The sequence below is a fragment of the Crateriforma conspicua genome, from assembly GCF_007752935.1.
Classification (GTDB): domain Bacteria; phylum Planctomycetota; class Planctomycetia; order Pirellulales; family Pirellulaceae; genus Crateriforma; species Crateriforma conspicua.
This window is the reverse complement of sequence record NZ_CP036319.1, coordinates 1,282,483-1,297,939: the sequence shown is the minus strand read 5'-3', so window position 1 is coordinate 1,297,939 and position 15,457 is coordinate 1,282,483. Positions and strand designations below refer to the sequence as shown.

13 protein-coding genes are annotated in these 15,457 nt (G+C 56.7%); 7 read left to right on the top strand and 6 right to left on the bottom strand.

Going from position 1 to position 15,457, the window contains the following annotated elements; translation table 11 throughout:
* Positions 1 to 69: 69 nt before the first annotated feature.
* A complete protein-coding gene (locus Mal65_RS04720; RefSeq protein ID WP_145294182.1) occupies positions 70 to 1,542 on the bottom strand; it encodes a RimK family ATP-grasp domain-containing protein in 1,473 nt (490 codons plus the stop codon).
* On the bottom strand, positions 1,539 to 2,318 hold the full coding sequence (locus Mal65_RS04715; protein WP_196784572.1) for a cysteine peptidase family C39 domain-containing protein: 780 nt from the start codon (positions 2,316 to 2,318) through the stop codon (positions 1,539 to 1,541). The genes Mal65_RS04720 and Mal65_RS04715 overlap by 4 nt, the downstream gene beginning before the upstream one ends.
* Before the next feature lie 331 nt (positions 2,319 to 2,649).
* On the opposite strand from Mal65_RS04715, the gene Mal65_RS04710 reads away from it, so the two are divergent.
* Positions 2,650 to 3,441: a serine/threonine-protein kinase gene (locus Mal65_RS04710; protein WP_196784571.1), complete on the top strand. Its 792-nt coding sequence runs from the start codon at positions 2,650 to 2,652 to the stop codon at positions 3,439 to 3,441.
* A gap of 199 nt (positions 3,442 to 3,640) precedes the next feature.
* Here Mal65_RS04710 and Mal65_RS04705 read toward each other — a convergent pair whose 3' ends face one another.
* The gene (locus Mal65_RS04705; RefSeq protein ID WP_145294177.1) at positions 3,641 to 4,219 is read right to left on the bottom strand and encodes a tetratricopeptide repeat protein; all 579 of its coding nucleotides are present in this window, start codon (positions 4,217 to 4,219) and stop codon (positions 3,641 to 3,643) included.
* Positions 4,220 to 4,627: 408 nt separating this feature from the next.
* Between Mal65_RS04705 and pgsB the strand changes: the two genes are divergently transcribed.
* The 3 genes from pgsB (at position 4,628) to pgsW (ending at position 7,701) form a co-directional block, all read left to right on the top strand.
* Complete coding sequence (pgsB, locus tag Mal65_RS04700; RefSeq protein ID WP_196784570.1) at positions 4,628 to 5,824, top strand: poly-gamma-glutamate synthase PgsB; 1,197 nt, start codon at positions 4,628 to 4,630, stop codon at positions 5,822 to 5,824.
* A gap of 136 nt (positions 5,825 to 5,960) precedes the next feature.
* Positions 5,961 to 6,449, top strand: coding sequence for a poly-gamma-glutamate biosynthesis protein PgsC (gene pgsC, locus Mal65_RS04695; RefSeq protein WP_196784569.1), 489 nt, complete (start codon positions 5,961 to 5,963; stop codon positions 6,447 to 6,449).
* A 106-nt stretch (positions 6,450 to 6,555) separates the two neighbouring features.
* Positions 6,556 to 7,701, top strand: coding sequence for a poly-gamma-glutamate system protein (gene pgsW / locus Mal65_RS04690; protein ID WP_145294171.1), 1,146 nt, complete (start codon positions 6,556 to 6,558; stop codon positions 7,699 to 7,701).
* A gap of 14 nt (positions 7,702 to 7,715) precedes the next feature.
* Here pgsW and Mal65_RS04685 read toward each other — a convergent pair whose 3' ends face one another.
* Positions 7,716 to 8,756: a peptidase M42 gene (locus Mal65_RS04685; protein WP_145294168.1), complete on the bottom strand. Its 1,041-nt coding sequence runs from the start codon at positions 8,754 to 8,756 to the stop codon at positions 7,716 to 7,718.
* Positions 8,757 to 8,955: 199 nt separating this feature from the next.
* Positions 8,956 to 9,312, bottom strand: a complete 357-nt coding sequence (locus Mal65_RS04680) for a hypothetical protein (protein ID WP_145294166.1) — start codon at positions 9,310 to 9,312, stop codon at positions 8,956 to 8,958.
* A 174-nt stretch (positions 9,313 to 9,486) separates the two neighbouring features.
* On the opposite strand from Mal65_RS04680, the gene Mal65_RS26935 reads away from it, so the two are divergent.
* From Mal65_RS26935 to Mal65_RS04665, 3 genes are all read left to right on the top strand, one after another.
* A complete protein-coding gene (locus Mal65_RS26935) occupies positions 9,487 to 11,187 on the top strand; it encodes a two-component system sensor histidine kinase NtrB (protein ID WP_196784568.1) in 1,701 nt (566 codons plus the stop codon).
* A gap of 160 nt (positions 11,188 to 11,347) precedes the next feature.
* The gene (locus Mal65_RS04670) at positions 11,348 to 12,775 is read left to right on the top strand and encodes a sigma-54-dependent transcriptional regulator (RefSeq protein WP_196784567.1); all 1,428 of its coding nucleotides are present in this window, start codon (positions 11,348 to 11,350) and stop codon (positions 12,773 to 12,775) included.
* 235 nt (positions 12,776 to 13,010) lie between these two features.
* Positions 13,011 to 14,324 carry an MFS transporter gene (locus Mal65_RS04665; RefSeq protein ID WP_165701068.1) on the top strand — a complete coding sequence of 438 codons (1,314 nt, stop codon included), beginning with the start codon at positions 13,011 to 13,013 and terminating at the stop codon, positions 14,322 to 14,324.
* 25 nt (positions 14,325 to 14,349) lie between these two features.
* Here Mal65_RS04665 and Mal65_RS04660 read toward each other — a convergent pair whose 3' ends face one another.
* Complete coding sequence (locus Mal65_RS04660; protein ID WP_145294157.1) at positions 14,350 to 15,432, bottom strand: acyl-CoA desaturase; 1,083 nt, start codon at positions 15,430 to 15,432, stop codon at positions 14,350 to 14,352.
* Between the last annotated feature and the right edge of the window lie 25 nt (positions 15,433 to 15,457).

Genomic DNA, 15,457 nt, shown 5'->3' with positions numbered 1-15,457 from the left:
AACTCGTTCGAGCAAGTCGCGCCCGCCGTATCGTGCGGGTCTAGTCGGCATGGCGGTGGAAAAGGCAGGCTATTCGCGGTTTAAGCGACGAACCAAAGATCGAACGATCCGCCGGTACAATTCAACGCCCAAGACCTTGTCTTCCACGCCGGCGTCCAAGTTCGGGTTATCGTTGACTTCGATGACATAGAATTCGCCGTCCGATTCTTTGATGTCGACGCCGTAAAAACCGTTTCCGATCAAGCCCGCCGCTTTCTTGGCCAATATGACGCACTTTTTCGGCGCCAGTTCAACGGGAATCGTTTCGCATTTTCCAAAGCGGGTTTTGGCGCTGGCATCGCCGTGTTTGGCAATTTGCCAATGCCCCTTGGCCATGTAGTACTTGCAGGCGAACAACGCTTCGCCATCCAACAATCCGATCCGCCAATCAAAGTCGGTCTTCATGAATGGCTGTGCGATGACCAATTCGGAATCGGACAGGTACTCATGCAGCAAACGTTCCAGTTCGTTCGCGTTTTCGGCTTTGGATACGCCTTGGGAAAACGCACTATCGGGACGTTTCAAAACACACGGATAATCGGCTTGTCGGATCCAATCCTGGGCGTTGGACCGATGGATGATGGTCGTGGGTGGCGCGGGAATTTTGGCCCGCTGCATCAACTCGGCCAGATACACTTTGTTGGTGCAACGCAGAATGGATGTGGGATCGTCAATGACCACCATCCCCGCGGATTCCGCGCGACGCGCCAGTCGATACGTATGGTGATTGACCGAAGTGGTTTCACGAATCAACAACGCATCGAATTCAAACAATCGGCCCGCATCGGCTACTGTGACCAATTCGGCCCGCATGTCTTCACGTGCGGCAGCTTTGATCAAACGCTTCAGGGCCGTTTCACACGATGGCGCCAGGTCTCCTTCGTCAGGGTTGTGAAGGATCGCCAGATCGTATCGGGGCGGTCGATAGTTGGCTTTGGTAACCGCAACACGGTCAAAGTGTCGCCGTGCGGCTTCGGCAACGAAGTCACGATGGCTGTCGGGAACATCGCTGACGGCGATCGCCGACACCTGCGCCAGACGCCAAGTTTTCTTGCGTCGTTTGAAACGACAGCGAATCAACGGCGCGTTGAACTGGGAATAGATAGAACGTGCGAGTCGTTCATATCGCTTGGCAAGGTTTTCACCAAAATAGACGCTGAGGATAAAGTCATCGGATGCCAACGGTGACAACGACTTTTGAATCAGGTCTTCCAGTCCGTCGGGCACCATGCGAACCGAACGCGCAAGTGACAGGTCACCGATCGTCAACACATCGGGAAACGGTCGGTGACCTCGCGCTTCGGCCAACAAGGAAACGTAGTAGCCCATCGACTGATAGCGATAGCCGCGACACAGATTACACACCCGAACACGGTCACCGCGGGACGTGACCGCCCCGGACAGATATTGCGTCGGAGTGACGATCTGTAACCGGTCCTGATTTTCGGCCAACGCGTTTGCGATCCATCCATCATCGGGATCCAACACCAACAACGTCTTCATGACCGGATGTCTCGAGGTGCGATCGTCAATAGGTTCGCGTCATACGTCACGATGCCCAACAACAACGCAGCGGCCAACGTGGAAAACGATGCACGATAATGGTGCGAATCTGTAAATGGGTTTTCGTGCATCGGATCGGCGATTTCGACTTCGCCACTGGCCGCGTCAAACCCGTACAAAACGACAAAGTGCCCCACCGGATACCCCCCAACGTCATCGGGAACTGACGACGGCGACAGATCGTCGATCGGGCACAAGGGCTGCACACTGCGTTCCCTCGCTTCGTTGTAAAGATAGGTCGCGCTCAGCCCGCACAGAATGGGAATGCGCCGCGAAAGCGGTCGGGTGATCAGGACTTCTTCCAGCGGACGCATCCTTAATCGACCGCCCAACTGCAAGAAACGCACATAGGCTTCGGTCGACAATGTCAAACGAACTTGATCCGCTTCGCTATCGAATCGCTTGCGTCGCATCTGCAATTCCAGACGCTCGCATAGGAATTCGCCGAAGTACGGTTCTCCTTGATGGTGAAACCATGTCGGATCGAAAAGCTGCAAGTTGAACGTCGTGATCGCTGCGTCCAAATCCCGTTGCAACGCGTCAAGCGCCAAGTGAACCGCCAGCGTTCCGCCCCCGGGTAATCCCGGCATCGGGTCGACGCTGGGCAATTGGTCCACGGGAACATTCCAGTATTGATAGACCGCCGATAAGCAGGCCGGACCGCAGGTTGCATCGGTCGGTTGGGGGCGGATTTGAATGGGAATCGAAAGATTCAACGGACGAATTTCCTTCGTGGATCGTCGCCGACAAGCACCGACATGAAAGCGACCCGTCGGGTCGCGCAACTGCCATCACACATTGGCAGTCATCTCCATTGGCACGCGCTGTGCCAAACGATGCCGCGGCGCCACAAGTCGCCGCAAATCCCATTGTTTTTGCTGTCCACCGCGATGCCACGAGGACGGCCGTGGAAAATTAATTTCCAATCAGCAAGAAGGAACTGATTCTTTGTCCGCAACGACGTGGAACCCCAGCACGAAGCGATCCTCCCGACGTCCAAGCAAAATGGGCGGACTTCGGGTGGGATCTCGGCTGGGAAAATACCGTTTGAATTGGCGTATCGGGTCGGGTGGTTTTGCGGAGGTGTTCGCGGCAACCGACACGCTGCTGGGAATACAAGTCGCGCTGAAAGTGCTGCACCATGCAGCCAATGACGATGCCGTGTTGGATGACTTTCGCCGCGAAGTTCGTTTGACCATGCGGCTGGATCATCCCGGCATTCTGCCGATTCGAGACGCCAGCATCATTGAAGGCCACTTGGTGATCGTCACACCGCTGGCGGACCAGACCCTAGCAGAACGCTTGCAAAAGCGGATCCGATTCGAAACCGCGTACGGCTATGTAACCCAACTGCTTGACGCGGTCGCCTATGCCCACGATTCGGGTGTGGTTCACTGCGACATTAAACCCGAGAACGTGCTGCTATTCGGCGCCCAGACATTGCGTTTGACAGACTTTGGGATCGCCAAAGCCGGGTCGAAAACGATGACCGGCGCGGGCACGGGAACGGTCGGCTACATGGCTCCCGAACAGGCGATGGGCCGTCCTTCCCCGCGAAGCGATGTTTTTTCAATTGGGCTGATTTCGCACCGGATCTTTGCCGGTCGCTGGGCGGAGTATCCATTTCAGTGGCCGCTTCCGGGAACCGAAAACTTGCGACGGCGATTGCACCGCGATGCCGTTGACGTGATCCGCAAATCGCTGGAACTGAATCCCAGGCATCGGTATCGAAGTGCCAGTTCGATGTTGGACGCGTGGAAACGACAACGTCAAAAGGCGATGCGATTCGCCCGGCGAAAACGGGCGACAGCCACCGCTGCTTCATCGACACGGAGCTGAAACCCTCATGTCGGCTGCGATCGACGTCGCACCACGGACCAAAAACTCGCCGCCACCGACCAGCAACAACAATCCGATCAGGATAAAGACAAACGAAATCAGCGGGACAGTTCCTTTGCGTCTTGATTGGGTATGAACGACGTGAGATGACGGTCACCTCGGATGACGCGAATCAAAAAAACCGCGGCCACACCGACAGTTAAAGCGGGACGGATGCGGGATCCGCTTTGTCGTCACCGGTAATGCGACCGAACCCATCAGAGGTGCCAGCACGGTCGATCGATCGCCCGGGAATCGACACTCCCGCGGGCGGCCAAACGCCGAGTTCAAAATCCACCGAAACCGGTGTGGCAAACTCCAGACGTCCGGCTCGCCAAAGGATCCTTTTCCACCAGGGAAGCGATTTTTCCCAATCCAACAAGACGCAACGAATCTGAATCGCCATCCACTGGTTCGGATCCCCCAGTTCATCCAATACGTCCAAGGCGCCGATCAACTGCCCCTTCGCCAATAAGGCGGAAGCGTAGTTCAGTTTGATCTCGTCCGGCAAGTCGCCACGCAGGACGCAAGTGCCGGGGCTCAAGGCGATGCGACGGAAGATTTCCAAAGCTTCGTCGATCCTTTCCAATCGCATCAAGCAGACCGCGCGGGCGTTGTCGACCCACCGGTTTCGTCGTTGCTGTTCGCATACCGAAAGCAAGTGTTGGTAGTCCACGACGCTGAAATCGTGCAGTGAAAGTGTGCATGTCAAATCAAGAATGGGATGGGGTGAAATCATGAGTCCATATGGGTGGTGATGACTATCGTTTTCAGTCGAAGGCGGCCATTGGAAAACGGCTTTCCAACCTGGAAAACTTCTTTCGCTCTTCCCGGGCCACCGCCGTCGAAGCCATCAACTTGTCACGCAATCGGATCACACGATCGCTCTGAAATTGCCCTAAAAGTGACGTATTGCAGGACGCTTGCGATCCACACGGCGTCCGATCACAAAATTGGCACGCCTGATGCGATTGGCTGTGCAACAACCGGGCCGGTGCAAAGCGTCCCGGTTCATGATTTTTGCCTGCCGGTCCAGTCGCCAAACCTGGCTTTCGGACCGGTCACTTGTCCGGGCATTCCGGTTTGCCCCACGTTGCATCCGGGCAATTGCCGCACCCACTTTTCAAGCTTATCGGATCCCTCATTCGTGACAGCCGAACTTGCGCTGCTCGGTACCACCGGCGCAGTGATCGCCGGCGGTGTCGTTGAATCTTTGGTTCACCGCCGAACACTGAAACAGATTCCCATTCGCATCCACGTCAACGGAACTCGGGGAAAATCAAGCGTCGCCCGCCTGATCGCCGCAGGCCTACGCGCCGGCGGTATCCGCACTTGTTGCAAGACCACGGGGACGCTGCCACGAATGATTCTGCCCGACGGGACCGAATACCCCGTGTTTCGTCCGTCGCGTGCCAATGTCATTGAACAGATCCGAATCGTTCGCACCGCTGTGGAATTGGAATGCCAGGCCTTGGTGATTGAATGCATGGCGTTGATACCGTTTCTGCAGTGGTTATGCGAAGACAAACTAGTCCGTGCAACACACGGCGTGATCACCAACGCGCGTGAAGATCACTTGGATGTGATGGGGCCGACCGAGCGTGACGTCGCTAAAGCTCTTGCGGGCATGGTGCCCGTCGGAACCAAGCTGTACACCGCCGAACGTGACCACCTGGACGTCTTTCAAGCCGCGGCCGATGACCGTGGCACCGAAACGATCCCGGTGACCGAATCTGACGTGGCGACCATTACCCCGTTGGACCTGGCCGGATTCTGTTATGTCGAACACGCCGAAAACGTTGCGCTGGCTTTAAAAGTGTGCCAGGACCTGGGTGTCGATCGTGGTGTGGCACTTCGCGGCATGTGGGAATCCCCGCCCGATCCCGGCGCGATGTTGGCCTATGAGATGGACTTCTTTCATCGCCAGATCAACTTCGTCAACGGTTTTGCCGCCAATGATCCGGAATCGACCCAACGCATTTGGGAAATGGCACTGGAACGATATCCGGGTGTCGATCGTCGGATCGCGATCTTCAACTGCCGACTGGACCGTCCGGATCGCAGCGATCAATTGGGTCGTGTCGTGGCATCATGGCCGCCGGCGGACAAATACTTATTGATCGGAACCGGTACGTACATCTTCGCCCGCGCTGCGACGTCGGCCGGCATGGATCCGATGAAGCTTGTCTTTGCCGAAGACCAACCGGTGGATCAAGTGTTCGAGATCATTGTCGAATTATCCGAACGCTGCAGCCTGGTCATGGGTATGGCCAACATTGCGGGTATCGGCCTGGATTTGGTTCGACACTTTGCCAACCGCAGCATCCGACGCGAATTGAAATAGCCGCGTCGTTCAATCCGTACACGCGTGACGTTGACTCCAAGTCTTCGATTCGTCGGAGCCAATGTCAGATTTCCACCAAATTTTTCAATCTCCACGATACAAAAGGCAGACGAAAAGCGTCTGCATAAACACAAACATGATGATGACAGAATTTGCGGATCAAATGATGGTCTCGGTCGGTGTCGGCCTGGTGATCAGCTTGATCTTCTCGGAGCTTTTCGGTCTGGCCGCAGGCGGTATGGTCGTCCCCGGTTTCATTGCATTGAATCTGGGACGACCGCTGGACGTTGCCCTGACCTTGGTCGCCGCGGCGGCGACGTACTTAATCGTTCACTCGCTGGGCACCTTTATCATCATCTTTGGTCGTCGCCGGACGGTCCTGATGATTTTGATGGGATACAGTGTTCGACTATTGATGGACATGATGCCGACAGAACATTTGGTCAGTGTTGATCTGTTCGCGACCGGCGACGCGACCGCACAAGTGGTGGGCTATATCTTGCCTGGACTGATCGCGATTTGGATGGATCGTCAAGGATGGCTGGAAACCATATCCGCACTTTTCACTGCGTCGGTCGCGATTCGTATGGTTCTGATTTTGATCTATGGCGCTGCCTTGGCTTGATGCCGTGACCGCGGAAGACGCGAACGCAAGCATCGATTTCTCTCCTACGTTCATCCACCACCTTCGTTAGAAATTCACAGGCGATTTGCCTGCCCCAAATTCATCCATGAAAAAAGTCTATTGGCGTCCCAAAGCCGTTTCACGCACCGGACTGTTCTTGATCGGTTTGACATCGTTGGCCGGTTTGACCCTGGTCGAAAACTTTCGTGTCCAACAACGTCAGCCGAACTTTGATGAAAAGCTGGCTGCCGCGAAACTTGCATCGCAAGCGTACGACGTCATCTATGACGCCCGGATCGAACGTGGCCACGAAATCGATGAAACGATGGACTTGGTCCACAGTGGTGTGCTGGGCATCGCGATGAGCGAAGTGACCAGTTTGTCGGGTGATGTCACGGCCAAGCGGACCAGTATCAATCCCAACTTTGCCGCCGTCGCAGTGCAAATGCTGCGTGACGCCGGCGTCGAAAACGGCGACACGATCGCAATCGGGGTCAGTGGATCGTTCCCCGGTATCAACGCATGCGTCTATGCGGCCGCGGAAACGATGAATTTGAAACCGATCATCATCACCAGCGGCGCCGCATCCCAGTGGGGTGCCAATTTGCCCGACCTGTTGTGGATCGATATGGAACGAATCCTTGTCGACCAAGGCGTCTTTCGGTCACGTGCGATCGCGGCATCCATCGGCGGCTTTGAAGACCGCGGCTTGGGATTGAGCGATGGTGGACGTCAAGCAATCGAGGAGGGCATCTCACGAAACGGGCTGTCCCTATTGGAGGCCACGACGTTCGAAGCGTCCGTGGAAGAACGAATGAATCTGTATGACAAGCACGCCGGCAGCCAGCCGATCAAAGCGTACATCAACGTCGGCGCCGGAACGGTTTCGGTCGGTCGCACGCTGGGCAAGCAGATGTTTTCACCAGGCCTGAACTTGATTCCTCCCGTACAAATCCGCCAGACCGATGGGATCATGCCGCGTTTCATCCTTCGCGGCGTCCCCGTCATTCACTTCGCGCAAATTGCCGACATCGCCGAAAAATACGGCATGCCCGTACCGCCTTTGGAACCGCCCGCCCCCGGTGAAGCCAGCGTGTTCGAAGCGATTGAATACAGCAAGCCGCTGGCGGCATCACTGCTGGGCCTGTTGACGATCATGATGTACGCGTTTGTCCGCAGCGATATCGGTTCGCGTCTGCTGAAGCTAAACAAATCGCCCAAGAAAGACGCTACAGCGGAACCGATGCTGTAGCCCCACCCACACGATCAAGGCTGTTCCAGACCGGCGATCCGATCCAGTAGTTTCAGCATCGAACGAACACCGGCCAGCGTGGCGGTTTCCGCTTGGGTGTGGTACGACGTCGTGGGCAACTGCAACGTCGTGCCACTGACCGACGTCGGGATGGCGTTCATCAATCGGCCCAATTCGGTTCGGCCCAGTGACATGGGGCTGTCCCGTGACTGGTTCATCAGGTCGATGTACTCGTCTTTGAATCGATAATTGATCGACATCTCGTCACAGTATCGCTTGAGCTCCAGGGTCAGCCGTCGATCGAACTCGGCATTGGCGTCTCGCCACCGGAGAACGACCTCTTGGTGTTCTAAATCATTGAGCGATGGAAACGGACTGGTGTCTAAAACGATCAGCCGGTTGGTCGATTGGTTGGTTCGTTGGAACCATTCAGCCAAGAAACGCCAGCTTCGTCCGGCTTCTTCACCGGCGGTAAAGAAGGCGGTGCCTTGATATCCACGGCGGAAAAGGTCGATCAACATGGCAACGCTAACGACATTGTCTAGCTGTGCAGAGATCGTTCGGTCATCGACGACCAACCGATCCACGAACGACACCGGCGTGTTGGGCTGTAGGAACTCCAAACCGTCGACTGAAAAAACCAAGTTCCGACGACGCGGGCAAATGTTGGCTTGGGTGATCGTGCCGTGCCCCAAGTACACCCCGGTATGAGGTGAATGTGCTTTGACACGTTCGCCATGAAAACGGCCTGCGATCAGTTCCATGAATTGCTCGGAAATCGAATCGCCGTTCAGTTCGCCCCGATTGCCCGCGATGAAAGCCGCATACTGAAATTCGTTGGGGCCGGTGCAAAGCAAACCGTGACGGTCCACATGCGCCGATAGATACAGGCTGTCGGGACACCCGCCTTCGGCCACCAAAACGCCAAAGTATTGCGTGACCTTGATGGACAGTTCTTCGAGCTCGCGGCGAACGATTCGAAAAAATGCCTCTTCCACACCCACGACTGACGGCTCACGGACCAACAGACGCAGCAACTGCAAAAACGCGTTCAACTCAATTCCATCAAACTTCGATTCATTACGTTTTGGTCACGCGAAGCGAATCTTCGCAGACGTCCGGCACAGGGTCGACGCCAGAATCTGGCAAACTCGTTTCCGTTTTGGCAAATTCATTGCCGATGCGTGTTTTAACAATTGCGTTCATCGCCGCAAAAATTTCGCCCCAGAATGCCGGTCCAGAATCCCGGCCCCCTCAGTGGCCGGCCGATTGATGCGGCCGATGTTCCGCTTCGATCTCGTCAGCCGCCCGGCGCAGCCAAAATGCTTCACCCGCATCGCCTTTTCCATCCGCATGGTCGGCCTGTCGCCGAAGCTCCGTCGCCCGGATTGCATCGGATTCGACTTTTTCCAGCCATTTTGCCGCCGCGAGCCACTGTTCGGCTTCCAATCCACGAGTCGCGCTGGCGACCGTCCGCGCCTGACGGCTGCGGATGCACTGAAGATTCAGCTTCAGCGGCCCGAACTCCGTGGCCCAATCGCATCCGGTCCATGGTGTGCCGTGACGGAAAAGCACCGCTTTGGATGCCGTATCGACTTCCGAATTGAGCATAAAGAAAATCGCGAAAGGACTTTGATGGACCAATGCCCGAATCACCGCGGGACCGATCAGCGGGGACAATTTCCTGTGCTGGCAAACGGTGTGCCCCAATTCGCACGGCGAAGATTTCCCGCCGCCGTACCCCGCTGAATCAATCCAATCCGTTTTGTCCACTTCGGATCGCGCATGTCCGCCGAACGATTTCTATTTCCAGCATCGGTCGCTTTGACCTTGATTTACACCCTCGGATCGCTGTGGATCGGGGTCCGCCGGATCGACGACACCGATCGGCTGGAACGGCGAATCGAATCCGCTCGCATGTACCGCAACACTTTGGGCGACTTTCAACGGGTGATTTCGTCGGCAACCACACGCGTTTGGCGGTTCCACGTGACCGGCAATGAAGTCGACCGAGCGTTGGCCCAGCAACGGTTGTCCGACGCTAGCGACGATGTGATGCGTCTGGCCGACTTGGAACAGCATTCGCTTTCCGAGTCCGCACTTCGATTCGGTTCCGATACGGCACAGGCCAGTCTGCAAGCGGTACGCCGCATCATCCAGCATCCCGTCCAGGGCGACGATCAATTGGAGGCGACCGAAACGTTGAAGCGTAACCGCGACCACGCCAACGCCGTGATCGACTTGATTGACCAAGACATTGAATCCGTCAAACCATTGCTGTCGCGGCACCGGACGCTTATCCGTTCACTATTGGTTTATGGACAACTGGTGATGATCGGTTTGTTGGCGTTGATTTTTTTGACTCAGCAAGCTGAAAAGCGTTTGCGATCCGAAAGCGGAAAAGAACAATTGCGATACACGACGTTGTTGTCTGAGATCCCTGAACCGATTCACATCGAAGACCCCAGTGGTGCGGTGGTGTATTGGAACGCCGGCGCCGAAAAGTTATTCGGGATTCCCGCGGAACAGATGATCGGCAGGAATGCCGATAGCGTCATTGATTTGGGCTTTGGCGACGACGAACAGGCATCCGGCCGATTGCAACACTACGACCGGGCCAAGCATTGGAACGGCGAGGTATGGGCGAAGAACGCCGCCGGCAAATCGATCCATCTGGAACGCCGACGGACTCGCGTGATGGACGGTCGGCAATGCCATGGCGTGGTCGTCTTGGATTTGGACCTTGCCGAGCGCAAACGGCTCCAAGCGGTCGACCGTCGCCGCCAGCGTTTGGAATCGCTGGGCACGCTGGCAAGCGGTATCGCCCATGACTTGAACAACGTACTGACGCCGATTCTGATGAGCAGCAAGATGCTGGCCCGGCATGATCCGAAGATCAACCAAGACGCCTTGATCGACACGATCACCCAAGGTGCATCGCGTGCTGCGGGGCTGATCGATCAACTGCTGACCTTCGCACGCGGGGGTGAAGGTCAACATGTCGACCTGGATCTGGCAGGCGTTTTGCACGACACCGAGACGATTTTACAGCGAACCTTGAAACCCAGTATCAACTTGCGTTTGGAGGTCGCCGATGCGATGCCGATGATCCACGGTGATGAAACGGAGATCAGTCAAGTGGTGATGAATCTGGCCATCAACGCACGCGATGCGATGCCCGATGGTGGCACGCTGGCGATTCGGACTTCAGTTCAAGAATTCTCAAAGGAACGGTTGTTTTCGTTCACGCCACTGCCACCGGGACGCTACGTTCGCATCGAAGTCAGCGACACGGGACACGGGATTGCACCGGAGAATCGCGAACGGATTTTCGAGCCCTTCTTTTCGACCAAGGAACGTGGCCAAGGCACAGGGCTTGGCCTTTCCACTTCGCTGGGCATCATCAAAAGCCACCGGGGTGCGGTGGAGGTGAAATCAGTGCCCGGCGAAGGCACGACCATCGCTGTTCTGCTGCCCGCCCGTTGACCGACAGCGGCCCGCCGAACCGGCATCGCCTTGAATTGCACACAAGAACCGCCCGACAAACCGCACACACGAACACTTGCACCGTGCCGACAACGAATCGACCGCACTGCGACCAAACGATCACCGCTTACGAAATGCGATTTCAATCGGAATGAACGCCATGACTGCCCCCACGCTCTTGGTCATCGACGACGACCCTCTGATTTTGCAGTGCATGAAACTGTGCCTGCCGGAACCTGATTACACGGTGTTGGTCGCATCGACTGCGGAACACGGGATCAACATCTTCCGTCAATCGCGTCCCGATGCGGTGCTGTGTGATATCCAATTGCCCGATCGATCCGGGCTGGCGGCAGCCAGCGAACTGCGTGAAATCGATCGCCGGATCCCTGTCATCTTGATCACCGGTCACGGTACGGCCGAAACCGCAATCACGGCGATGAGCAACGGGGCCTTCGACTACGTGACCAAACCGTTCGAACCGGACGAGATTCTGCCGTTGATCGATTCGGCGTTGGAAACCAGTCGCATGGCACGACGTCCGGCGGTATTGCCCAGCGACAAACCGATGCACACTGCCGCGGCCGATCAGGTCTTGGGCCGATGCGACGCCATGGTCGAAGTCTTTCGTTCCATCGGTCGTGTCGCATCCAAGGACGTTGCGGTATTGATCCTTGGCGAAACGGGAACCGGAAAGGAAGTCGTCGCACGGGCGATTTATCAACACAGCCATCGACACGATCAAGTCTTTCATGCAATCAACTGTGCCGCAATTCCCGAGAACCTGCTGGAAAGCGAACTGTTCGGGCATGAAAAGGGCGCCTTCACTGGTGCCGACCAACGGCGAATCGGCAAGTTCGAGATTTGCGACAAAGGCACGCTTTTCTTGGACGAAATCGGCGACATGTCACCGGTCATGCAAACCAAGCTGTTGCGTGTGCTGCAGGAAAAGGAATTCGAACGGGTCGGCGGATCGAAGCCCATCAAAACCGATGTGCGGATCCTGGCGGCGACCAACCGCGATCTGGAATCCGCTATCGGCGACGGCAGTTTCCGCAGCGATCTGTTTTATCGCTTGAACGAGTTCACGATTCGGTTGCCACCAATGCGGGAACGTGGCGATGACGTCCCCCTGATGATCGAACACTTTTTTTCTGCATTTGCCAGGCAACTGGGCAAAGAGTTCATCAGCATAGCGCCCGAAACAATGCAGTCACTGTGCCAGCATCATTGGCCCGGCAACGTTCGTGAATTGCAGGGCGTGATCAAACAAACCCTGTTGAAAGCCAGCGGGCCGGTGATCGTCCCGGCGTTCTTGCCGCCGTCCTTTCATCGCGACCCGAAACATGACATCACCACGCCGTCATCGTCAGATTGGCGAAGCGATCTTTCGCGGCTGATCGCTTCGCGTTTGGCGGCCGGTTCGTTTTCCATCAGCAGTGACATTCACGATGAAGTCGATCGCGTGTTGATCGAGCAAGTGTTGAAAGCGACGCAAGGAAACTTGAGCGAGGCCAGTGCACGTCTGGGCATCAGTCGCCCGACCCTGCGCAGCCGTCTCAAGCAATTGGGTTTGACGCGACACTAAATGACCCGCGTGACGATGCCCGCGGGGCCCGGTGTCGTTCAGGTGCGCCGCCGCCGGGGGATTTAGGAAACGTCAAAGGAGTCAAACATTCTTTGGCGTCAGGATGTCGCGACTTGGGTGGGGACACCGCGATCGGGATGCAGATTACAATTCGCTTTCGCGAATGCCAGAATCATCGGCTGTTCGCATCAACGTAGTCGTTCCGTTTTCCGATCTGCCCAACGAATCCGCTGCCATGTCCAAGCCGATCCGACTAAGCATCATGATGTTCCTGCAATTTTTTGTATGGGGCGTTTTCTTTGTCACGATGGGCGGTTATCTGACCAAGCTGTTCGCCGCGTACGAAGAAAAGGGCACGTTGAATTCGATCGTCGCCAACATCTATGCGACGCAGACTTGGGCGGCCCTGTGTGCCCCGCTGATTGTGGGCTTCGTCGCCGACCGCCTGCTGAACAAGGAACACGTGCTGGCGATTTTGCACTTGGCCGGTGCGGGCTTGCTGTACTGGGTCAGCACGATCGAAGATTCGCCGACGATGTTCTTCGTCGCCATGTTGGCGTTTTTCATCTGCTACATGCCCACGCTGGCGGTGGTCAACACACTGACCTTTCAGAATGTGGCGTCGCCGGAACGTGATTTCCCGAAGATCCGATTGTGGGGAACGATTGGTTGGATCGTCGGCGGCCTGGTGGTGTCCCAATCGTTCTTTGGGATCTTTCCGCTGAAGGTGCTTCCGGGCGTCGACGACGCGGGCGGATCGGCGGTCCAGTTTCAACTGGCCGCTGCGGCCAGTTTGATCTACGGGATATATGCGTTCACATTGCCTTCGTCGCCGCCGGAAGGCAAAGGCAAACCGGTCAACATCATCAAACTGTTGGGATTCGATGCGATCAGTTTGCTGAAGAATCCGTCCTACGCGGTTTTTGCTTTGTGCTCGTTCCTGATCTGCATCCCGCTGGCGTTCTATTACGCACGAACCGGCGACTTCGTGAAGCTGATGGCGTTTGGCGACGATACCGGCGGCGTGATGGCGCTGGGTCAGGTCAGCGAAATTGTGTTCATGGCGTTGGTGCCCGTGTTCTTGGCTCGACTGGGCGTCAAAAAGATGCTGCTGGTCGGCATGATCGCTTGGGCGTTGCGATACGTCTTGTTCGGCCTGATGCCATCGAATTCGGCGATGCTGATCCTGGGCATCATGCTGCACGGCATCTGCTATGACTTCTTCTTTGTGACCGGCCAACTGTACACCGACCGCGTTGCACCGCCGGAAACACGGACCAGCGCCCAGGCCTTGGTCGGCTTGCTGACTTATGGTGCCGGCATGTTGGTCGGCAACTACGTGTCGGGGTTTTGGGGCGACAGCGTCGTGAAGTTGGACGCCACGACCGCCGAGGGTTGGGAAGCCGGTGCCGCGATGTTCTGGCTGATGCCAGCGGTGTTTGCCGGTGTGGTGGCCGTGATCTTTGCCCTGAGTTTTTGGGATAAGACCGAGGTCACCGAAGAAATGGCCGAAGAGAAACCCATCGATCTGGGCCCGGCCACCACCTGATTCGCGGGTCGCAAGGAAATCGCGTTCAGGGTTTGGGACGAACCACGTCTTTGGCCAAGCCCATCATTTCCCAGGTGCGGATGACCCACCACGACATGTCAAATTCGTACCACTTGTGACCGTGCCGTGCGGCTCGCGGGGAAGCATGGTGGTTGTTATGCCAGCCTTCGCCGTGGGTAAAGATGGCCACCATCCAGTTGTTGCGACTGTCGTCGCGGGTTTCATAGTTGCGGTAGCCAAAGAAGTGGGCGAACGAGTTGACCGCCCAGGTTCCGTGCAACACAAACACGGTTCGCACCGCAACGGTCCACACGAACCAACTGGCCATGTAACGCCCGGCTTCGGCCCAAGATCCGCCACTGGCGATCAATCCCCAAACGCCACCCATCAGAGTCAACAAAAGGGCGTGCCCGACATACACCAGAAACCAAACGTCGCCGCGTTCCAAACGCAGATAGAACGGATCTTTCAGCAAATCACGGACATAGCGTTCGTAATGCCGCGTGGTGTCCAAGTCTTTGTGGCGACAGACGACCCAACCGACATGGCCCCACAAGAAACTGGCCAGTGGACTGTGTGGATCGGGTTGGTGATCGCTGTGCTGATGATGCATCCGGTGGATGGCCACCCAACGCGCCGGGCTGTCTTGCAAGTTACAGATGCCCAGCAGGGCCAATCCGTGTTCCAGCCACTTCGGACAGGTGAATCCGCGGTGGGTCAGCAACCGATGGTAACCGATCGTGATCCCAAGCATGCCGAAGACAAAGTGTCCGGCGACGGCAAAGAACAGTCCGGACCAAGTGAAAAGCCAGGGGATCAACGCCAGCATCGCGATCAGATGAACCGCGGAAAGAACGATGACATACCGCCACATCACCTGCAGCGGCTGGGTGGCTTCGGGCAAAGGCAGCCGCTGGGGATCACGAACGCCCGACGCGGAATCGGTGTCGGCCGAATCACCGGGAGTTGCTGACGACGCCTTGGTCACCTGAGCAGTCTGGCCGCCACCGGATGACACATCAGGGGCGGACGCAGAATCCGCCGCCGCAGCATCACTGGCGTTCGATGAAGTTGGCAGCCCCGAAATTTGGTCGTCGGCGACGGGCATGGGTCCGGCCTTGAGAAGTGGTCAG